This is a genomic window from Paenibacillus sp. EKM211P, assembly GCF_011066175.1.
Taxonomy (GTDB): domain Bacteria; phylum Bacillota; class Bacilli; order Paenibacillales; family Paenibacillaceae; genus Paenibacillus; species Paenibacillus polymyxa.
On record NZ_JAAMNS010000004.1, the window covers coordinates 329,151 to 350,218 of the forward strand.

Here is a 21,068-nt window from a genome sequence, read left to right on the forward strand (position 1 = left end):
ACTCATCGTATAGTCGTGGTCTTTTTGTTTTTTAATTATACCTTTGCAAAAAAAGAGGTTTAGAGTCTGAAGATTCCGTCAAAGCTGTGGGTACAACAGGTAAGAATCATTTCCGGATGACAGTCCAGTGACGAGGCGATGGAACAATGAATCTGGCGGATATGCTGACATTTGCGGATATTGTGCATTTGAACAGAATCGCAGTGTATTACGATTGTGACTGCAAACCTAATTCCAAGCATGAGTTGATCCAAGGGATTTTGACAAAGCTCGGCAGTAGTAGTTTTTTTGAGACGCAGGTCAAGGAGCTGAGGTTGTCAGAGGTAAGGTTTTTGAATGCGCTATTGTTCGATGACCGACCTTATTTCAGTATGGAGGAATTGATTGCGATTGCCAAACAGTCTGTCGAGCAGGACGGAGATGTTGGTGAGCGACCACGAGATATTGTGACCCGTCTACGTTCTAGCGGCTGGTTGTTCAATGGTTCAACGCACAATACGAGATATTTGTACCAAATTCCTTCGGATATGAAGGAGCGCTTTCGGCGTGTTATGGTACATGACTTTCAAAACGGAATGATCCGGGTAAGTGAACCGTCGTCGTACCGGGATGAAGGGCATCTACTGGCGGAGGATTTACGGCTTTTCCTTCAATATATGAGGCAGCATGAGGTTCTGCTTAACCCTGAGGGAGCTTGGTACCGTCGCAATCAGCAGCAACTAATGGAGCATTTGCACATTGCGGAGCCGTTATTGGGTAAAGGAGGATGGCGTTTTGGCTATGGTTCCTCTTTTAAGTTTTATCCGGATCGAATGGCATTACTGTATGATTACGCCCGGCACTCCAAGTATATTGAGGAGAAGGGAGACCGGGTTGAGCTGACCGCAAAAGGGGAGGCACAACAGGAACTCGCAATTGAGGATGAAATGATACAGCTATTCAGGTTTTGGTTAAGATTGTATAAAGGAGCCGTACCAAATCTGCTTTCACTAGTCTACTGGATTGGAGAATGTGCCAGGCCATGGACTTCCTCAGAGTCGATTTTTGTGCATATCGGCCCACTGATCCGACCGTTTTACTATGATACCTCCCGTTCGGTCTTTGATCAGAGGATTATACGAATGATGCTTCACTTGGGTATGCTTCGACAAGGTGAACATTCGACAGGACCCTCTGTACAAATGACGGCCTGGGGGCAGAAGTTGGCGGGAGAGTGCCGTCTTGGGCGAAACGACTCGGGTATACAGCTCCATTGACAAGCAGTACACATGTTGATAGAATTTCACCCAAAATATGAGAGGGTGAAGTTGATGCTAATTCACTACAACGGAAACTTGCCACAACTCCATTCATCTGTCTATGTGGCAGAAGGAGTAAAAATTGTCGGAAAAGTAACGATCGGCCAAGATTCCTCCGTATGGTTTAATGCCGTACTGCGCGGGGATATGGCGCCTATCATCATCGGTGAACGCTGCAATATTCAGGACGGTGTCGTGGGACATGTGAACACGAATCAGCCCCTGTTGCTGGCGGATGATATTTCGGTAGGACATGCTGCCATTATCCACGGTTGTACGATAGGCAAAGGCACTTTAATTGGTATGGGGGCCATTGTACTCAACGGAGCGGAGCTTGGTGAATATGCTTTAATAGGAGCAGGGTCGGTCGTTACGGAAAATACCAAAATACCACCCTATACTCTTTCTATCGGTACACCTGCCAAAGTGGTGCGCGAATTGACAGATGCAGATTTACAGCGGATGTCACGAACGACACTCAGCTATGTGGCGAAAGGAAAAGAATATAGGATCTCTTAAACTCATGTTGGAGGTGCATCCTATGGATAAAATGAAGGTTACTTATGAGGTAATGTTGGGCCTGTCTGCTGAGATGGTTTTGGACGAGGCATTACGTAAACACCGGAGTGAAAAACTCTACAAGGATATTGATGAGGCGTTAGCCTCCGGAGATGAAGTAGCTTTTCGTCATCTTACGGATGAGCTGAAAGCAATGAGTTAGAACGCTTTTGGTAAGCTTAAGGTGGTCATTTTGACCAAGCGCCAGTTCGAGATTATATCATCAAACCTGACTGTAACGGCGGTCAGGTTTTTTTGATACGCTTGGATATGATATAGTCATTGTAGGATAGTGCCTGTACAAGGCAACTGTCGTATGAACGGAGGATGAAGGACGTGTCGTTATCTTATTTGTGGAGCCGGTCGTTCTTGACGAGCCGGCCCTTTTTGTGGCTGCTGTTCTGGTGTAATTTAGTTGGAACGGTGTATGGGTACATATGGTATGGGGGACAGCTGGAATATACACTGAATTATCACCCGGCGTGGCAGATTGTATTTGTGCCTGATAGTCCGACGGCCAGCCTATTTTTTACAATTTCTATAGCATTTTTGCTCTATCCTCCGCATTTCAAAAGCTTGAAGGTCATTCGCCAGATCATGGAAGCGTTGGCTGTCGTTACGAGTGTAAAGTACGGCATTTGGGCTTCGGCTATTATTTTGTGGGGAGTTGCGCAGGGGGGGCCTATGGTGTGGCAGGATTGGATGCTGATAGCATCTCACACAGCAATGGCGGTCGAAGCGTTACTGTTTGTACGATTTTTTAGCTGCAAATGGATTGCTTTATGCTTAGCCGCACTTTGGACATTGTTAAATGATACGATGGATTATACCTATGGCATATACCCTTATCTTCCCAGGACGCTAACGGATGATGTGACGCAAGTGCGTACTTTTACCTACATGCTGACCCTTGTTAGTATTGTAGCGGCATGGCTTGCCATGCTAGCACGCAATCGAAAGGTATCGTCTTATCGTGAGCTAGCTTGAGTCTTTTGAATGGAGAAATAGAGATGCATATCGTTATAAATCAGAAGGAATATGTATTCCAAAAAGGCATCCGTGATGATCACAAAATAAAAGTAAGCTTTAATTATTTAGCAAAACAGAGTTTTGGTTTTGATTTTGAAACCTGGTTTCAATTGGGGGATTGCAAACTACAGGAATCAAGGTTTGAGTCGGTTTTTAGTAGAGCAAGCGCTGAAAGATTGGCATGGCAATTGTGACGGTATCTATCTGTTTGGAAATGATAGTGTGAAGGATTTTTATCCTAGATTGGGCTTCGCTTCGGCACCTGAGTATCAATGTAGTCGGAAGGCACCTACCAGCAACCTAAACATAAAGATTGATCAATTAAATATGGAAGAAATGCCGGATTTGCAGTTGTTGAAAATGAAGAGTGCTGACTTCAATCCGTATTCACTTTTTTCTGCGGAAAACAATGAGTGGTTGGTTTTATTTTATAGTACGTTATTTTTTAAAGACAAGTTTTTTTGGCACATACCTCAATACGATACGATTGTTGTTGCAGGTTTCGAAGGAGATAGGATGAACTGTTACGATATTTTTGGAGCGGGCGACATTCCTTATACTACACTGTTTTATATGACTAAGCACCCAAACAGATGTAATGAAAATCCACTTATGTTTCCTGTTTTGTCCAGAGCATAGCCGGTTTCGAATGATTCACCTAAAGCCAGTTCTAGTCCCGTTAACCTTGCCATACAGTAAGGTGAGGAGGGATGTCCCATGATTAGGGGTCGGGGGGTTCATATTACGTTACGCTTGGTTTCGAGTATTGTGTTATCCATGGTCTTGCTGCTGTCCGTCTGCGTCCCTCCAGGTATGGCAGAAGCGCGCGATCAGTCAAAACTCGAAGGTAATAGCAAGGAAATTGAAGAACTGGATCATGCAGCTGCGACACTGTACCGTGACGTAATGGACGGGAATATTGAAAAAGCGCGTGCGGATGTAGCCGAGGTGAGCAGATGGTTCAGCACTGGACAGGTACAGGCCACGTTATCTGTAGAGGCCATTCATGCTCTATCCGGCAGCATCCTGGAGGTGCAGCAAGCTACACAGTCGGTTCAAGCATCCCCGGATGAGTGGGTGAAGGCAGCGGCCAATTTACGGCTTGCGACAGATGCGATTGCACACCCACGCCAGCCCTTATGGCAGCAGTATTATAAGATTTTAAGAGAAGATATTAGCGGTTTGAATAACCAGTTTGCTAAAGGGAACATGAAGGGATTCAAAGCTGGTACCGAAGTCCTGGAAGACCACTATGAAACGATCCGTACAGCAGCATTGATCCATGGCAGAACAACCGAGGTCGTGCGGACTGATTCCTGGATTTCCTACGTCAAAGGATTGGGGGATCAGCAAAATGCAGATGCCTCAGCGATTAGAGGAGCATTGGACCAGGGCAACCCGACGTTGAATGCCTTGTTTGGACGTGAAAAAGATGCTACCGCACTGGCGCCATTTATCCCGCGTGAGAGTGAGCGCCGGGCTGAATTGACTATCGGCATGATTGTGCTGTTGGCGCTGGCCTATGCAGGTTATCGTAAATATCGGGCTGGCTTCACTGGGTAATGATGAAAGTTGAACATTCGCGTCGTTGGCTGTGGAGCCATTCATAGATGTCAGCCCATTGCCCGGATTACCGGGCTATTCCTCTTTGAACCCCTCGCCATGTACATCATGCACATCCTGAATGATGATAAACGCCCGTGGATCAACTGATTTAACAATTTGATGCAGTCGTCTTATTTCCTGACGGGACACGACACAATAGGCAACATGCTTGGCCTGTTTGGAAAATGCACCTACAGCCGGAATAATGGTAACTCCGCGATCCATGTCCCTGGTAATAATATCTGCGATATCCATCGTGTGGTCGCTGATAATCATAAAGGCTCTGGCAGAGTACGCCCCTTCTTGTATAAAATCAATAATCTTAGACGCGATGAACACAGCCACTAATGTATATAGAATTTTTTCTTTGGGTATGTAAAGTAGTGAAGCACCGATAATGACAATATCAATGACCAGCAGAATCCTTCCCATACTCCAGCCAAACTTCCGGTTTAAAATACGAGCGATAATATCCGAGCCTCCAGTAGTGCCGCCAAAGCGAAACACAATACCTAACCCGGCCCCAAGCGTAACCCCTGCATATAATGAGGAAAGTATAAAATCGTGTTCAGTCTGAAAGGTCCCCATCCATCCGAGATGAATCATTTTTTCAAACAACCACAAAAAGAATGTGAGCGACCCGATACCAACCCCCGTGTATATAATCTGCTTGCCCCCAAGCATTTTCCATCCAATTAAAAATAATGGAATGTTCAGTAACAAAGTGGAGAGAGAAGGTGAAATCGAAAAAGCATAATTTAGCAGCAGGGTGATCCCTGTAATACCGCCTTCCATCAGTTTACTGGGTATAATAAAATAAAGCAGACCGAATGCATAGATGGCGGTGCCAAATACGATGGGCAAAATCAATTTAAGCTGTTCCATGGACTTGGATATTTTCATATGATCCCTCACAGTAGCAGTTTAAGGATGGCGACTACATGCAATTTTTGCTAAATCGCAGCCCCTTATGTTTAGTATACCTTTTTGCGACAGCTTTAAAAGACAGATGACTGCAAATTGGGTTCGTTAGTTCACAATTAAAAAAAATTTGTTTTAAAATGTGCTTTACGATAACATATGAATAAACCTGCACATGGGGGGATTGCGTGTTTCATGGAAAAATCGTTAGATGAAATTCAACGTGAGGTAGACCAGTATATCTCTCAATTTAAGGAAGGGTATTTCAGTCCTTTGGCCATGTTGGCCCGGATGTCCGAGGAAGTCGGTGAACTGGCAAGGGAGGTCAATCACTCCTTTGGTGAGAAGCCGAAAAAAACGGATGAGGCGGACAATTCCATTGAGCTGGAACTGGGGGACATTTTGTTCATCACTGTTTGCTTTGCGAACTCACTGGGTATCAATTTGACTGAGGCACATGATAAGGTTATGCATAAATTTAACACGCGTGACGCGAATCGCTGGACCAAAAAGGACACCGATTAGGCGTTTTGTACATATGCTGTACCAAACCGGTTACCCGGAGGTGCAGTGTCATGAAGGCGGAGGAATACGTTCAGAAAGCTTATCAGTGCATTTTGCAGAACGATTTTGAGCAGGCGGTGGAATGGTTTGAAAAAGCGATTTCAGCCCAGCCTGATCATGCGGAGCATTATTTCCGTTGCTCGGTTACCTATGCTCGCAGTGGACGATTGGAGCAGGCCCTGGCATATGCAGAGCATGCGGTCCGTCTCGCTCCACAGCAGGATGAATATGTTCTCCATCTGCATGCGCAGGAAGCCAGGCAGTATACAGAAAAAGCCAGAAAAATGCTGGAGGTCGACAGAACTACACCACAGATACACCAGGATGCGATTTTGCTGCTAGAACGGGCAATTTCCCTTGATCCGTTATGTGGTGACGCATTTTTGCTGCTCGCATTGATTTATGATGAATTGAATGAATATAAGCTGGCTGTGCAGGCTGCTCGTGAGGCTGCAGCGCTGTTTCCTCACAATGTGCAGCTTGCCAACCTCATGAAGAAATTATGCCAGCAGATGAATGAACAAATCTAGCACAAATGGATGCATAAGGAGTTGTAGGGATATGTCAGAACCAATAAAAGTGGCTGTCGTTGGAGCAGCAGGACGTATGGGCCGTGAGGTGGTCAAATTGGTTCTTCAGGATGAGGAACTACAGCTTGTAGCCGCAGTGAACAGAACACACGCCGGCAGTGATGCCGGCCTTCTCGTTGGACTACCGGAAGCTGGTATCGCTATTATGGAGGATGTAGAGCAGGCTTTACTGGAGAGCCGAGCCGATGTCATGGTTGACTTTACGGGGCCGCGTTTTGCGTACGCACATACAGCGCTTGCTATTAAGCATGGAGTTCGTCCAGTTATCGGTACGACAGGGTTTACTCCTGAACAAATTGATGAACTGGACAAGCAGTGTCGTGAGCAACAAATTGGTGGTCTAATTGCGCCCAACTTTTCGATCGGCGTCATTTTGATGATGCGGTTTGCGGCTCAGGCAGCGAAGTATTTCCCACATCTGGAAATCATCGAATATCATGGTGACCAAAAATTGGACGCGCCCTCAGGTACAGCCATTAAGACTGCTGAACTGATCGCCGAGCAGCGTCAGGAGCTACGACAAGGCAACCCGGAAGAGGAAGAAACGCTAGAAGGATCGCGTGGCGGTTATTATCAAGGCTTCCGCATTCACAGTGTCCGTCTTCCCGGTGTGTTCGCACAGCAAGAAGTCATATTTGGAGGATTTGGACAATCTCTGAAAATTCGTCAGGATTCATATGAACGGGCTGGATACATGCCTGGTGTTAAAATCGGTATCCAGAAGGTAATGGAGCAGCCGGGGCTTGTATATGGTTTTGAGCATTACATTGATTAAGAATATACGAATGAATTGATGAATGGAATTATAGAATGAGGCAGGAGGAATTTCGAATGTTAAAGATTGCATTTATAGCGCATGATCGCAAAAAGGATGAAATGGTTAATTTTATTACGGCATATGAGCATGTTTTTACAGATCACCAATTATATTCAACAGGTACAACAGGTCAGCGCATTATGGAGCAAACCAAGCTTCAAATTCACCGCTTCATGTCTGGGCCGCTTGGTGGAGATCAGCAAATCGGGGCTATGGTTGCGCAAAATGACATGGACTTGATTATATTTTTGCGTGATCCACTCATGGCACAGCCGCATGAGCCGGACATTAGCGCATTATTACGTCTGTGTGATGTACAGGGGATTCCTTTGGCAACCAACGTTGCAACTGCTGAAATACTGGTTAAAGCGCTGGATCGTGGCGATTTTGCATGGCGTGAGCTGGTACATAAATATAAACCGGGCATTGACCAGCAGGGTGATGTAAAATGACGCTGGACATCCTGATTTTCGGAGCTCATGCCGACGATGCAGAAATAGGAATGGGAGGCACGATTGCCAAGCATACTACCGCTGGGTTAAAGGTGGGGGTGTGCGATTTGACACGGGCTGAAATGTCATCTAATGGTGATGTAGATACTCGCATGGCAGAAGCTGAACACGCTTCGAAAGTGCTCGGGCTGGCTGTGCGGACGAATTTGGGTCTGCCTGATCGTGGGTTATATGTAACGCCTGAACATGTAGCTGCAGTTACAGCAGAAATCAGGCGCCATGCACCAAAAGTTGTATTTGCCCCTTATTGGGAGGATCGGCATCCCGATCATGTCATGTGCAGCAAGTTAGTAGAGGAAGCTGTGTTTAACGCCAAGTTGAGACGCTTTATGCCAGAAAGTCCTGCGGTACAGGTAGAGCAATTATATTTTTATTTTATTAATGACATCGGCAGAACGGACTTGATCGTGGACATTACCGAGCATTATGAAGCCAAGGAGCAGTCGTTGTTGAGTTATGCTTCGCAATTTCAGGCAGCGCCTGGGAAGGATATGGTATCCACACCACTGAATCAGGGGTACGTGGAACGTGTAAAAGCTCGGGACTCGTTGTTGGGTCAACGTAAGCTGATTTCATATGCAGAAGGATTTGCGTCCAAAACGCCACATCTGGTTAAGCTATTCACATAAGGATTTTATACTTACGCATGTTGTAGAATGCTGAAATACATGGGCATACGAGTGATTACGGATGGACGGAAGGAGGCAGCTTAGCTTGAATGACAAACTGAAAATTGGGATTACCTGTTATCCGTCGCTGGGTGGCTCTGGCGTTGTGGCTACTGAGTTGGGTAAGTTGCTGGCAGAAAAAGGGCATGAGGTCCATTTTATTGCCAATAGCATTCCGTTCAGATTAGGCGGGGCGTTCCAGAAGAATATTTTTTATCATGAAGTTGAGGTTAACGATTATTATGTGTTTAGATATCCGCCATATGATTTGTCGCTAGCGACAAAAATGGCCCAGGTGGCACAAATGAAGAATTTGGATGTACTCCATGTCCATTATGCTGTCCCGCATGCAGTATGCGCTTATTTAGCGAAGGAAATGGTGGGCGATCATTTGAAAGTGGTGACCACCCTGCACGGTACAGACATTACAGTGTTGGCACAGGATGAATCATTAAAGGATCTGATTCGACTGGCTATTAACAAAAGCGATGCTGTGACAGCGGTCTCTAAGGATTTGATTCGTGAGACGATTGATGCGTTGGAAATCACACGACCTATTGATTTGACTTACAACTTTGTAGATAAACGAGTATATTATCCACGAGATGCTGCTGCGCTTAGGAGAGATTTTGCCCAACCGCACGAAAAAATTATGATGCATATTTCCAATTTCCGTCCTGTCAAAAGGGTGGGGGATGTGCTGGATATATTCGACAGAATGCAACAAAAGATACCTGCGAAGCTGCTGTTGGTGGGAGAAGGACCTGATCTTCCAAAAATTCGTTGTAAAATCGAAAGTTTAGGCTTGCAGGACAAAGTCTTCTTTTTAGGTAAGCAGGATCAAATCGCAGAAGTGATTTCTATGGCAGATGTGCTGCTGCTTCCCTCGGAGAAAGAAAGTTTTGGTCTAGTTGCACTGGAAGCAATGGCCTGTGGAGTACCAACAATTGGTTCCCAGGCAGGAGGAGTACCTGAACTTGTCGTGCATGGAAGTACGGGGTATCTTGCTGAAATCGGGAATACCGAGGCGATGGCGGATTATGCAGTAGAACTGCTGTCCGATGAAGCGATGGCGGAACGTTTCCGTGAAGCGTGCCTGACACGCGCACGTACCGTATTCTGCGATGAGCTGATTACCCGTCAATATGAAGAAATCTATTACCGTGTGTTGGGACGCGAGGTGCCGGATCTTAAACCGATCAGCGTTTAAGGAGGCGGACTCGCGTCCGTTTTTTTATTGAATACTTGCAAAGGGGGAAACCCTGTGAATACAAATACTTGGCAACATGCTGATCCAGAAATGGCTCTTCGCGGCAGAGAGGTCATACATACACTAACCACAGCTGGCCACGAAGCTTATTGGGTCGGTGGGTGTGTGCGGGATGAGCTATTAGGACGTGCTATTCATGATATGGATCTGACCACCTCGGCTGAACCTGAAGAGGTCTTAGCGCTATTCCCTCATGTTATTCCGACAGGAATCCAGCATGGGACGGTAACGGTCATGCAGGACGGTCATGCGTTCGAGGTGACCACTTTTCGTACGGAAAGCGGTTATACCGATCACCGCCGTCCGACGGAAGTATCCTTTGTGAAGGACATCCGTGAGGATCTGATGCGGCGGGACTTCACGATGAACGCGATAGCGATGGCTGAACATGGGGAGCGAGTGGACCCGTTTGGAGGGGAAGCAGATTTGCGAGCCTCTCTCGTTCGTTGTGTGGGACGAGCTGAGGAACGTTTTGAGGAGGACGGGCTGCGAATGCTGCGCTGCATCCGTTTTGCCTCTGTATTTCGGTTCCGAGTGGCCTACAATACTTGGAAAGGTATGATTCGTCGCAGAGAGGGACTTCAATACATAGCCATGGAACGGGTGCGAGTCGAGTTAGAAAAGGTGCTAGCGGGACCTGACCCATTACGTGGACTGGAGATGCTGGGCCGTAGCGGATTGCTGGGCTGTACGAAGGTTCCGGTTCCTTGGGAACAATGTGACGCACAGGCGCTCCAGGAGATCGTGCAGCTGCCAGCAGAGCTGCGGTGGGGTTTGCTTCTTATGTCTTGTAGACTTAGCTCAGAGGCAGCGGACGAGCTTTTAAGAGCTTGGACTTTCTCCAACGCTGTACGTCTACGTTTGGTTCATTTATTGGAATGGGAAAACGAGCTCATCGGTCATGCTGTTGCCATAGCTGGCAACTCAGTTTCGAGGGATCCTGACCGTATCAACGATGAGGAATTACGTCGTAGCTGGATTCGATTGTTAATTAAGCTGGGAAAGGACACAGCTTCAGACTGGCTGGAGCTTTACAAGACACTGCCTTCTTCGTTTCGTGGATTACCGCCATGGGTAGAAAAGCATGTGAAGAAAATTGCCGAACTGGCAAACTCGTGGACACAGCAGGCTGTCGTCGTTCGTATCAAGGATTTAAATATTACTGGAAATGAACTGGTTCAGGCAATGAATCGACCAGGTGGACCTTGGCTGGGACAGATGATGGAACGGCTTTTACAAGCGGTCGCTTGCGGAGATATCCCGAATGAAACAGAAACATTGCTTCAGGAAGTGAAACGGGTGATGAGTAGTGAATAATCATGAAAGATTGTTAGGCATACTGGAGGAGGGTTCATCCAATTACGTATCCGGGGAGGAGATTAGCCGACGATTGTCGGTTAGTCGTACAGCGGTATGGAAGCAGATCAACAAACTGCGTGAGCTGGGTTATAATATCGATGCCTCCTCACGTCGGGGCTATCGGCTGATCTCTCAGCCAGACCGGCTGGAAGTCTCCAAATTGGCAGGTATGTTAACCACTCAATCGTTTGGTCAGCGTATCGTTGTTCTGGACTCAACGGTATCCACTCAGCAGGATGCAATGCGTTTGGCAGAAGAGGGTGCGCCGGAGGGAACGTTAGTGCTTGCGGAGGAACAAACGGCAGGTCGGGGACGTCTGGGGCGGAAATGGTATTCCCCTCGCGGCAAAGGTATCTGGATGAGCATTGTATTGCGCCCCACCCAGCCCTTGGCCTTTACCCCCCAGCTAACGCTGTTAACAGGCGTGGCGGTGTGTAGGGCTATTCGCCGACTGACGGGTGTAGAGGCAGGCATCAAATGGCCCAACGATCTGCTGATTCATGGTCGCAAGGTATCCGGTATTCTGCTGGAATCTGCAACAGAGGATCAACGGGTTCGGTACTGCATTGCAGGGATTGGCATTGACGTTAATTTGAATGTAGAAGATTACCCGGAAGAGTTATCCCAGGTAGGGACATCTTTGAAAATAGAGGCAGGGCTTGAAATTGACCGTACTGCGCTGATTGCTGCTGTTTTGGAAGAAATGGAGCAGCTAAGCAAGCTGTATGCCGAGCAAGGGTTCCAGCCCATAGCCATGCTGTGGGAGGCATTATCCGTGACGATGAACCGCAGCGTACGGGCACATACGGGACAAGGGATGGCGGTAGAAGGTACAGCGGTTGGCTTGGACCCTTCAGGAGCACTTGTAATAGAAACGGACCAGGGTGAGCGAATTCAGGTCATTTCAGGGGATATACATTTGTAGAAGCGCCCCTAGCTGAGTATAAGACCACAATCTTTCTGTTTCCTGTGTAAAACTTCACGTGAAAAAGCTGATATTTTTTGTTATACTGTGCAGGAGGCGGCATCGGACGGTCCGAGCTGCACTCCAAGGGCACATGCTCTACTTTAGTAAGTTTGTAAGACCATCATAACTTCATTTGAAGGTTACGTTGGATTCTGCTCTGAGCCGAACAGGACCGAGACAGAAGGGACGATCTCAAAATGAGTGTCTTTTTTGGCTGTTCGGACCTTTTGATGACGCAGATGTACAGGCGTTCATAAAAGGTTATTTTTTGTGCCAAAAAAAGATGGAAGGGAGCCATTCGCAATGGCAGGAAAACAAGCACTGAATATTGTAAAAATGAAAAAAATGAAGCAAGAGGGCATTCCGCTCAGTATGCTGACCGCCTATGATTATCCATCGGCTAAAATTGCCGAGGAGGCGGGAATTGATATCATTCTCGTGGGTGACTCGCTGGGTAACGTAGTTCTTGGTTACGATTCAACCATCCCTGTGACCTTGGATGATATGGTGTACCATTCCCGGACAGTGGCAAGAGGCGCTGAGCATACATTTATCGTAGCGGACATGCCTTTTATGACATATCACGGCAGCATATCCGAAAGCCTTCAAGGCATCCGTCGTTTGATGCAGGAAGGGCATGCGCATGCTGTTAAACTGGAAGGCGGAGCTGAAATTGCCGATGTCGTAAAAGCGACTGTTCAGGCAGGTGTACCTGTGCTAGGACATATCGGACTTACTCCGCAATCGGTTAATCAGATTGGCGGTTATCGCATTCAAGGTAAGGACGAAGCAGACGCACGCCGGTTAATGGCTGATGCCAAGGCGTTAGAGCAGGCGGGTGCCTTTGGTATTGTACTGGAATTGGTGACTGAGGAAGTGGCAACGGCGATCTCTAAAGAACTTTCCATTCCAACCATTGGAATCGGTGCAGGACGTGGATGTGACGGTCAGGTACTTGTTTATCACGATCTAATTCAATATGCATCGCCATATTTCAGCAAACGTTTTGTTAAAACCTATGCCGATGTTGGCGGCTTGATCCGCAGCAGCATTGAGCAGTATGTGAGCGATGTGAAAGGGCGGGCATTCCCGGCCGCAGAGCATGTGTTCAGCGCGGATGATCGCGTTGTGGAGTCCCTGGAGTCCTTGTACGGTCAGGCAAAAGGACAAGCGCAGGAACAAGCTAAGGAAAAGGTGGAATCACAGTCATGATCATCGTAAGAGAAGTGGCTCAACTGCGTAAGGTTATTGCCGAGCATCGGCAGCTTGGGGCCAATAGAGCAAAAATGGTACACGATTCTGCCTCTGTACAACAACATAAAGTCGGCTTTGTACCAACAATGGGATACCTGCACGAAGGGCACGCGAGCTTGATGCAAAAGGCGCGTGAAATGGCAGATACGGTCGTGCTTAGTATTTTCGTTAATCCGATTCAATTTGGACCTACCGAGGATTTGGACAGCTATCCTCGCGATGAAGCTCGTGATCTGGAAGTAGCACGGCGCGAAGGCGTGGATATTGTCTTTTTGCCGACTGTAGCAGAAATGTATCCACAGCCAACTCAAACCAAAATTCGCGTATCCGCTTTGACAGACCGCTTGTGCGGCGCTTCCCGTCCTGGCCATTTTGATGGTGTGACTACAGTGGTAGCCAAGCTTTTCAACATGGTAGGTCCTGATTTGGCCTTCTTTGGCATGAAGGATGCGCAACAGGTTGCTGTGCTTCAACAAATGGTGGCTGATCTTAATATGAATGTGACCCTCATACCTTGTCCTATCGTTAGAGAGGCCGATGGTTTGGCCCTTAGCTCCCGTAATGTCTATTTAAGTGCGGAACAGCGAGAGCAGGCGTTAGTGCTGTCCCAGTCACTGCGCAAGGTGCAAGAAGTGAGCGAAGATATTGTACAGAACATTATTACGATTGAGCAGTTGCATCAAATGGTGGAGTCGACCATTACCTCATCTCCTTTGGCAGATATTGACTATATTGAAATATTAACATTTCCTGGCCTGGAGCCCCTTCGCCCTGAGCAGCGCCTATGTGATGTGCAAGAAGACGTCATTGTTGCGCTGGCTGTAAAATTTGGGAATACCCGACTGATTGATAATATAAGAATACAGAAAGTGGAGGTACTTTCCCATGTTTAGAACTATGATGAAATCAAAAATTCACCGCGCGACGGTTACCGAAGCTAACCTGAACTACGTGGGAAGTATTACCATAGATGAGGATTTAATGGAGACATCGGATCTACTGGAGAATGAAAAGGTTCAAATTGTAAACAATAATAATGGAGCTCGACTGGAAACCTATGTGATCCCCGGACCGCGTGGGAGCGGCGTGATTTGTCTCAACGGTGCGGCAGCCCGTCTGGTCCAGCCCGGTGATACAGTCATTATTATTTCCTATGCTTCCATGTCGAATGAAGAGGCCAAAACATACAAACCAACTGTGGTATTTGTGGATGAACATAATAAACCAGCCCAAACGATGAACAAGGAAGTACATGCAACGATCATGTAATGAATGGGAATGCGGATGAAACCCGTCTTTTAAGCGAAAAATGTGAGTGTATTAATCCATCTTTCGTAAGGGCGGGATGCACATGTTCCAGCATGTATTCGCAGAAATGAACAGCATGTTAGATGATATCGTGAAGCATTACCCATCAGCCCAGGGCCCCCGCAGACAGGAGCTGCTACAGCACTGGAGTCTGCTGCGGAGAATGAGTGACGGAATTATGGATGAGTGGCTGGCCTTTGAGGAAAAAATGGTTTACCTGCGTGCAGCAGGATTTTCTGCAGAGGCCGACATGTCTGACGCTGAGCTGCCTGAAAAGGAGCTACCGGCATTTAACAGGGGGCAGGGGTATTATCGCTTACTTATGTACCCGGAGGCAATCCAGCAATTTGAGCAGGTGCTACAGCATTTTCCGAACAGCTGGCAGAGTCACATGTATATGGGAATGGCTCATTTTCAACTGGATGATCCAGCAGAGGCTATAAGCCAGTTTCAAAAGGTGCTGCACCTGACTGAACAGCCAGGGCTAAAAGCGGTCATCTATAATGCGCTGGGTTGTTTGATGGCAAAGCAGGCTGACGTAAAAGAGGCGCAAAAATATTTTGCTCTCGCGCATCAGTTCGATCCAACGTTGCCCGAGCCACTGCACAATATGCAAGCCTGTTTGTCCGGTGTCGAAAAGCTTCGCTACGACAGCTCCATGTTGACCTGGATGTAGTTGTCAGACACCGAGTAAGACGATGCATGCCCACCTCCTTAGGCGGCGTGTGCATCGTCTTTTTTGGCTGTCTTAATTTCCAAACACGCAATCTTCTGCTATGCTATTATACAGAGTTATTATCATTGTATGTGTCATAAGAAAGGATTAAGCTCGAATGAAATTTGCGGTATTGGATTTTGAAACGACAGGCACCCAGTCCGCGGATGACATCATTCAAGTCGGACTTGCAATTATAGATCATGATAACAGCATTTCCTGTGTTTACGGCTCTTATGTAAACCCTGGCAGATCTATTCCACCTTTTATCACCGGATTGACCGGAATTACAGACGATGACGTCAAGGATGCACCTGCACTCGAAGAAATGATGATGGAGCTCGTGCCTATGCTGGACGATGTCGTACTCGTCGGTCATAACGTGGCGTTTGATTTTAATTTTTTGCAAAGCGCTTTGGACCGGTGTGGATATTTACCTTTTAGCGGTAGAATTTTGGATACGATGGATTTTCTGAAAATTATGTTTCCATCGTTATCTTCTTATCAGTTAGGTTTTGTTTCCTCAGAGTTTGGGCTGGCGCATGACCGCCCTCATCAAGCAGACAGCGACGCGTTGGCTACGGCTGAGGTGTTTTTAAAGTGTCTGGGTGAGCTTCAAGCACTGCCTCTGATAACGATACAGCGGCTTAGCGATTTGTTCGCAGAGGAAGACAGCGACCTGGGTTGGTTTCTTGACGGCATACGAGAAGAGAAAGAGCTAGATCCTATTCAGGATTTGGAGAAACATCAGTTTTTTCGTCAGCTTGCGCTTAAAGTGGAAGATTGGACTGAACTGGCTGCTCCACGCAGAGAAGATGATCCGAATCCACTGTCAGGCGTTTCCTTTGAGCAGTATATGAATGATGTACGGGACAATTTGCGTTCATCCTTGAGCCAATATGAGGAGCGCGAGGCGCAGATACAAATGATTGAGAGTGTAAATCAAGCCCTGAGTCAAGATAAGCATTTGTTGATCGAGGCGGGTACAGGAACAGGGAAGTCCCTGGGCTATTTGCTTCCGTCACTGTATCACAGTGTAAAATATGGGCAGAGGGTCACCGTAAGCACGCATACCATTAATCTGCAGGAGCAATTGCGAGAGCGTGATATTCCGATGCTGACCAAAGTGATTCCCTTCCCGTTCCGGGCTGCCATCTTTAAGGGACGGGGGCATTATTTGTGTCTGCGTAAGTTTGAACATAAAATAAACAGAAGAGACTTCGCGACACCAAAGGAAGACTTGATTACAGCGGCTCAAATGATTGTCTGGCTGACTCTGACAGAAACCGGTGATGATGAGGAACTAAACCTGAGCAATCGTGGAGGGGATTTTTGGGAAACGGTTGCTAGTGATTCCGAGTCCTGTCTTGGTCGTTCTTGTCCATGGTTCCGCAAATGCTACTATCATCGTGCACGTCATGAAGCAGGAATAGCGGATGTGGTTATAACGAATCACTCCAAGCTGTTCACCGACGTCAAAGCAAGTCATCAGCTGCTGCCTAGCTATGAACACTTGGTGATTGATGAGGCACATCATCTAGAGGAAGTAGCTGGTAAGCACCTGGGCATGCATATGAAATATTTCACACTCGTGCATACGCTGACTCGATTGTTCAAGGACAGCAAGAATGGGCAATTGCCTTCGTTACGTCAGCAGTTGGCAAAGTCGGGGCATGAGAAGTCGACGGAATGGGCCTCGGTCATTGATCAGTTGTACCCACTTGTGTTAGAGGTTAAGGAAACTTGGGACCTACTAAGCGATAAGCTGTTTGGCATGTTGCCGGAGCGAACTGATGCCACACCAGGTGAAACGGGGCAATTTTCTTCGCGTCTCAAACCGTCAGCCAAGCCTGCAAAGTGGGATCAGGCGGCGGCATTGGAAAATCAGCTTTATGTAACATTGAGCGAAATTTTGCGCAAGGGCGACAAGCTGATGCTGGATGTCAAGGAAGAACATGACGATTATGCGGCGGATAGTCTCATTACAGATATCACGGGTCTGCTTAAGGATTTGGCGGGGATTAGGGAAAATTTGCGCTTCTTTATACGACTCGATGATGAAACAACCGTATATTGGCTTGAAGCGAGTGGACAATTCCGGAGTAAATCATTGCAATTTTATGCGGTGCCCGTCGATGTGAGCCGCCAGTTGAAAGAAATGTTTTTTGACAAAAAAAGAAGTATTATTCTGACATCTGCTACTTTATCGGTAGATAAATCGTTTCAGTACATGACCGATCAACTCGGTTTGCAGGAGGCCGCAGATCAAGGACGATTAATGACGTCACAGCTCCCATCACCCTTTAATTATAGGGATCAGGTGTTGCTGGTCATTCCGCGAGATTTTCCGAGTGTGAAGGGCAGTGTAGGAGATGCACATTTTGTAGAGATGCTCGTTAGCTCTCTAGGAGCGACTGCCCAGGCAACGCGGGGGAGAATGCTCGTTCTGTTTACTTCCTATCGGATGCTCCGGCAAGTGTATGAGCCGCTCAAAGAGGCGTTAGCATCCAGCGATATTACCGTGTTAGGACAAGGTGTGGACAGTGGGAGTCGCAGCAAGCTAACCCGCCGTTTTCAGGAAGCGAAAGCTTCTGTATTGCTGGGAACTAGTAGCTTCTGGGAAGGCGTCGATATTCCAGGGAAAGCTTTGACTTGTCTGGCTATCGTTCGCTTGCCGTTTCAACCGCCCAATCACCCGTTACTGGAGGCCAAAAGTGAGTTGCTCCAGCAGCAGAAGAAGAATCCATTTATGAAGCTGTCTGTACCACAAGCGGTTATTCGCTTCAAACAGGGATTTGGGCGATTGGTACGTACAGCGAGCGACCACGGAGTCGTCATCGTTTACGATACGCGTGTGATCGAATCCTATTACGGAAAGCACTTTTTGTACTCGTTACCGGGACCAAAAATGGAGCATATGCCATCGGAGCAAATGGTGCCCCGCATCGCCGAATGGCTCCAATCTGCCCCGGAGACAGAGGCACAACGGACGGACACCTAAAGTCCGTTACAATTAGGGGGAGCAAGTATGAAATCAGATAAAATTTCAGAGGCTGTCGTACGGAGATTACCCGTATATTTACGTTATCTGAATGCACTGCACAAACGGGAGGTGGCTACGGTCTCTTCTCAAGAGCTGGGACAGAGGTTAGATTTGAATCCGGCCCAAATTCGTAAAGATCTTGCCTATTTTGGCGATTTTGGTCGGAAGGGCATCGGTTACGATGTTTCTTATCTAATTGAGAAAATACGCCATATCCTGAAAATCGACCAGCAAATTAATGTAGTATTGGTCGGAGCGGGTAATCTGGGTCAAGCCCTATCGAACTATAATGCTTATTTAAAAGACAATATGAAGATTGTGGCGGTTTTTGATGCGTTCCCGGATAAGGTTGGGACCAGAATCAATACTTTGGTCGTACAGCCGATGGATGAACTGGAAGCGACTGTGAAAGAAAAAAATATACGAATCGGGATTATTACTGTACCTGATTTTGAGGCACAGCACGTAGCTGATAGGCTGATTGAGAGTGGAATTGGAGCGATTTTGAACTTTGCACCTATCATTCTCAAGGCACCGGCTAACATTCGGATACATGCCACAGACTTTACAACTGATTTGCTTAGCCTCGCTTATTATCTGGAGGACGGAAAGGAAGAAGCACAATATGACAGTGAATAAATGGATGATTAAAAACGGCTCGTTTGCCGTGAATGGACCCGAGGCTGGGGTAATCCATGGTTTTATGATTGTGGAGGATAGCCGTATTACTTACATTGGCGAGACTTTGCCTGCGGGTGAGGAAGAGACAGAAGCAATCGACGGCAAGGGGTTATTGTTTTTACCTGGTCTGATCAATACTCATGGTCATGCGGCGATGTCTCTGCTGCGAGGGTATGGAGATGATTTGGCACTTCAAGTGTGGCTTCAGGAAAAAATGTGGCCTATGGAAGCCAAGTTTACATCTACGGATGTGTACTGGGGAACTTCTTTGTCAGTGCTGGAAATGCTGAAAGGTGGAACCACGACTTTCCTGGATATGTACGATCATATGGATGAGGTGGCTCGTGTAGCTGAAGAGTCGGGCATTCGTGCAAGTTTGATGCGTGGAGCCATTGGACTCTGTTCAGAAGAAGAACAGCGGATCAAGCTAGCTGAGGCCGTGACTTTTGCGCGTAACTGGCATGGAAAAGCAGACGGACGTATCACAACAATGATGTCTCCTCATGCCCCATACACATGCCCGCCTGCGTTTATTGAGAAATTTGTTCAAGCAGCACATGATCTCGATTTACCATTGCATACGCACATGTCCGAGACGATCGCCGAAGTTGAACAAAACGTACGCGACTACGGCTTGCGTCCAGTTGCACACTTAGATAAGCTTGGCTTTTTCTCCCGTCCTTCACTTGTTGCCCACGGCGTTCACTTGAACGACGAAGAAATAGCTTTGTTAGCGGAACGAGGTGTGGCGGTATCGCATAATCCAGGCAGCAACTTGAAGCTGGCAAGTGGTGTAGCTAGAGTGCCTGAATTGCTGCGTGCAGGAGTTACTGTTTCACTCGGAACAGATGGTCCTGCCAGCAATAATAACCTGGATATGTTCGAGGAAATGCGTCTGGCGGCACTCATTCACAAGGGAGTATCTGGCGACCCAACGGCAGTTCCTGCAAATGAAGCACTACGTCTGGCAACAGAGTATGGTGCAAAGTCGATTGGTTTAAAAGAGGTAGGAGCGCTGGCAGCAGGCAATAAGGCTGACTTTATCGCGCTAGATCTGGATCAGGCCCATTTCTTGCCGCGTACAGATCTTATTTCTCATGCCGTATACTCTGCAAGTGCCAAAGACGTGGCTCATGTGTGGGTAGACGGCCGTCAGGTTGTGAAAAATGGCGAATGCCTGACGATGGACGAGGAACGTATCAAACATGAGGCACAAGCCGCCTTTGAAGGGCTGCTGTCGCACTAATTTAGGTGTCACATCCCCTTAGAGAGGAAGCACAGGTTTGAAAAATAAGAAGAAATGGATAGCGGTCGCCATTTTGGCCGTAATACTGATCCTGGTCAGCATTTTCTGGTATTATTCGTATGTTACTCAAGACCAGGTGGCTGAGAAAAATGCCGCTATCATGAAGGCCAAGCAATCAGGTGGTCTGGTTAGCACGACTCAGACATGGAAGTCTGTGTGGGATCAGATATATTGGGTAGTTCAAGGAAAAAACGCACAGAATGAAAATATAATGGTGTGGGTTCCTTTTCAAAAAATGGAGGGGAAACCTAACATACCTGCGGCAGATCCAAGCGGTGTTCATACCGAGCTGATGAAAAACGGAGTCGACGAGCAAAAAATGACAGCGATAATTCAGCAGCAACTTCCAAATGCAAAAATTGTAAGGCTCCAACCGAGTGTGTTCAATGGCGAATATGTATGGCAACTGTTTTACGATGATGAAAGCCATCACAACTATACCTTTTACCGTTTCTCAGATGGAGCATCGACGGGGATAAAGTATACTTTGCCTAATTACTAGCGCGATGTTGAGAGTGTGGATCGGTGGCTTGGGAGTACCCAAGAGCGTTAGGAGCGCTGCGTAGTCCATTTGATCTTACGATCGCTTCGCTTCTGCAGATT

23 protein-coding genes are annotated in these 21,068 nt (G+C 47.1%); 22 read left to right on the forward strand and 1 reads right to left on the reverse strand.

Annotated elements, in window-relative coordinates; translation table 11 throughout:
* Window positions 1–146 precede the first annotated feature (146 nt).
* From G9G57_RS09820 to G9G57_RS09850, 6 genes are all read left to right on the forward strand, one after another.
* Window positions 147–1,256 (forward strand): hypothetical protein, encoded by a 1,110-nt coding sequence (locus tag G9G57_RS09820; protein WP_153795351.1) that lies wholly within the window; start codon window positions 147–149, stop codon window positions 1,254–1,256.
* A 54-nt stretch (window positions 1,257–1,310) separates the two neighbouring features.
* Window positions 1,311–1,817 (forward strand): gamma carbonic anhydrase family protein, encoded by a 507-nt coding sequence (locus G9G57_RS09825; RefSeq protein WP_090890187.1) that lies wholly within the window; start codon window positions 1,311–1,313, stop codon window positions 1,815–1,817.
* Window positions 1,818–1,839: 22 nt separating this feature from the next.
* Complete coding sequence (locus tag G9G57_RS09830) at window positions 1,840–2,019, forward strand: IDEAL domain-containing protein (protein WP_013371655.1); 180 nt, start codon at window positions 1,840–1,842, stop codon at window positions 2,017–2,019.
* A gap of 173 nt (window positions 2,020–2,192) precedes the next feature.
* On the forward strand, window positions 2,193–2,843 hold the full coding sequence (locus tag G9G57_RS09835; protein WP_025365122.1) for a DUF1405 domain-containing protein: 651 nt from the start codon (window positions 2,193–2,195) through the stop codon (window positions 2,841–2,843).
* 129 nt (window positions 2,844–2,972) lie between these two features.
* The gene (locus G9G57_RS09845; RefSeq protein ID WP_228552582.1) at window positions 2,973–3,524 is read left to right on the forward strand and encodes a GNAT family N-acetyltransferase; all 552 of its coding nucleotides are present in this window, start codon (window positions 2,973–2,975) and stop codon (window positions 3,522–3,524) included.
* Between the two features lie 78 nt (window positions 3,525–3,602).
* Window positions 3,603–4,448 (forward strand): sporulation protein YpjB, encoded by an 846-nt coding sequence (locus tag G9G57_RS09850; RefSeq protein WP_113050326.1) that lies wholly within the window; start codon window positions 3,603–3,605, stop codon window positions 4,446–4,448.
* A 75-nt stretch (window positions 4,449–4,523) separates the two neighbouring features.
* Here G9G57_RS09850 and G9G57_RS09855 read toward each other — a convergent pair whose 3' ends face one another.
* Entirely contained in the window at window positions 4,524–5,393 is an 870-nt protein-coding gene (locus tag G9G57_RS09855; protein WP_016822189.1) for a YitT family protein, read from the reverse strand.
* A 213-nt stretch (window positions 5,394–5,606) separates the two neighbouring features.
* On the opposite strand from G9G57_RS09855, the gene G9G57_RS09860 reads away from it, so the two are divergent.
* From G9G57_RS09860 to G9G57_RS09935, 16 genes are all read left to right on the forward strand, one after another.
* Window positions 5,607–5,936: a nucleotide pyrophosphohydrolase gene (locus G9G57_RS09860; protein WP_007430805.1), complete on the forward strand. Its 330-nt coding sequence runs from the start codon at window positions 5,607–5,609 to the stop codon at window positions 5,934–5,936.
* 50 nt (window positions 5,937–5,986) lie between these two features.
* Window positions 5,987–6,505, forward strand: coding sequence for a tetratricopeptide repeat protein (locus G9G57_RS09865; RefSeq protein ID WP_025365117.1), 519 nt, complete (start codon window positions 5,987–5,989; stop codon window positions 6,503–6,505).
* Between the two features lie 31 nt (window positions 6,506–6,536).
* Window positions 6,537–7,340, forward strand: coding sequence for a 4-hydroxy-tetrahydrodipicolinate reductase (gene dapB / locus G9G57_RS09870; RefSeq protein WP_016822187.1), 804 nt, complete (start codon window positions 6,537–6,539; stop codon window positions 7,338–7,340).
* A 56-nt stretch (window positions 7,341–7,396) separates the two neighbouring features.
* Entirely contained in the window at window positions 7,397–7,834 is a 438-nt protein-coding gene (gene mgsA, locus G9G57_RS09875; RefSeq protein WP_013371648.1) for a methylglyoxal synthase, read from the forward strand.
* On the forward strand, window positions 7,831–8,523 hold the full coding sequence (gene bshB1 / locus G9G57_RS09880; RefSeq protein WP_164964883.1) for a bacillithiol biosynthesis deacetylase BshB1: 693 nt from the start codon (window positions 7,831–7,833) through the stop codon (window positions 8,521–8,523). Before mgsA ends, bshB1 begins: the two co-directional genes overlap by 4 nt.
* Window positions 8,524–8,608: 85 nt before the next feature.
* Window positions 8,609–9,772: an N-acetyl-alpha-D-glucosaminyl L-malate synthase BshA gene (gene bshA / locus G9G57_RS09885; RefSeq protein ID WP_164964884.1), complete on the forward strand. Its 1,164-nt coding sequence runs from the start codon at window positions 8,609–8,611 to the stop codon at window positions 9,770–9,772.
* Between the two features lie 54 nt (window positions 9,773–9,826).
* A complete protein-coding gene (locus G9G57_RS09890; protein WP_164964885.1) occupies window positions 9,827–11,149 on the forward strand; it encodes a CCA tRNA nucleotidyltransferase in 1,323 nt (440 codons plus the stop codon).
* Entirely contained in the window at window positions 11,142–12,116 is a 975-nt protein-coding gene (locus G9G57_RS09895) for a biotin--[acetyl-CoA-carboxylase] ligase (RefSeq protein ID WP_164964886.1), read from the forward strand. The genes G9G57_RS09890 and G9G57_RS09895 overlap by 8 nt, the downstream gene beginning before the upstream one ends.
* A 345-nt stretch (window positions 12,117–12,461) precedes the next feature.
* The gene (panB, locus tag G9G57_RS09900) at window positions 12,462–13,370 is read left to right on the forward strand and encodes a 3-methyl-2-oxobutanoate hydroxymethyltransferase (RefSeq protein ID WP_016822182.1); all 909 of its coding nucleotides are present in this window, start codon (window positions 12,462–12,464) and stop codon (window positions 13,368–13,370) included.
* Window positions 13,367–14,305 carry a pantoate--beta-alanine ligase gene (gene panC, locus G9G57_RS09905; protein WP_164964887.1) on the forward strand — a complete coding sequence of 313 codons (939 nt, stop codon included), beginning with the start codon at window positions 13,367–13,369 and terminating at the stop codon, window positions 14,303–14,305. Before panB ends, panC begins: the two co-directional genes overlap by 4 nt.
* Entirely contained in the window at window positions 14,298–14,681 is a 384-nt protein-coding gene (panD, locus tag G9G57_RS09910; protein ID WP_013371641.1) for an aspartate 1-decarboxylase, read from the forward strand. Before panC ends, panD begins: the two co-directional genes overlap by 8 nt.
* 82 nt (window positions 14,682–14,763) lie before the next feature.
* Complete coding sequence (locus tag G9G57_RS09915; RefSeq protein ID WP_016822180.1) at window positions 14,764–15,396, forward strand: tetratricopeptide repeat protein; 633 nt, start codon at window positions 14,764–14,766, stop codon at window positions 15,394–15,396.
* A gap of 157 nt (window positions 15,397–15,553) precedes the next feature.
* Window positions 15,554–18,436: an ATP-dependent DNA helicase DinG gene (gene dinG, locus G9G57_RS09920; RefSeq protein WP_164964888.1), complete on the forward strand. Its 2,883-nt coding sequence runs from the start codon at window positions 15,554–15,556 to the stop codon at window positions 18,434–18,436.
* Between the two features lie 27 nt (window positions 18,437–18,463).
* A complete protein-coding gene (locus G9G57_RS09925) occupies window positions 18,464–19,117 on the forward strand; it encodes a redox-sensing transcriptional repressor Rex (RefSeq protein ID WP_016822178.1) in 654 nt (217 codons plus the stop codon).
* Entirely contained in the window at window positions 19,104–20,405 is a 1,302-nt protein-coding gene (locus G9G57_RS09930) for an amidohydrolase (RefSeq protein WP_164964889.1), read from the forward strand. Before G9G57_RS09925 ends, G9G57_RS09930 begins: the two co-directional genes overlap by 14 nt.
* A 37-nt stretch (window positions 20,406–20,442) precedes the next feature.
* The gene (locus tag G9G57_RS09935; protein WP_019687843.1) at window positions 20,443–20,967 is read left to right on the forward strand and encodes a cell wall elongation regulator TseB-like domain-containing protein; all 525 of its coding nucleotides are present in this window, start codon (window positions 20,443–20,445) and stop codon (window positions 20,965–20,967) included.
* Window positions 20,968–21,068: the final 101 nt, after the last annotated feature.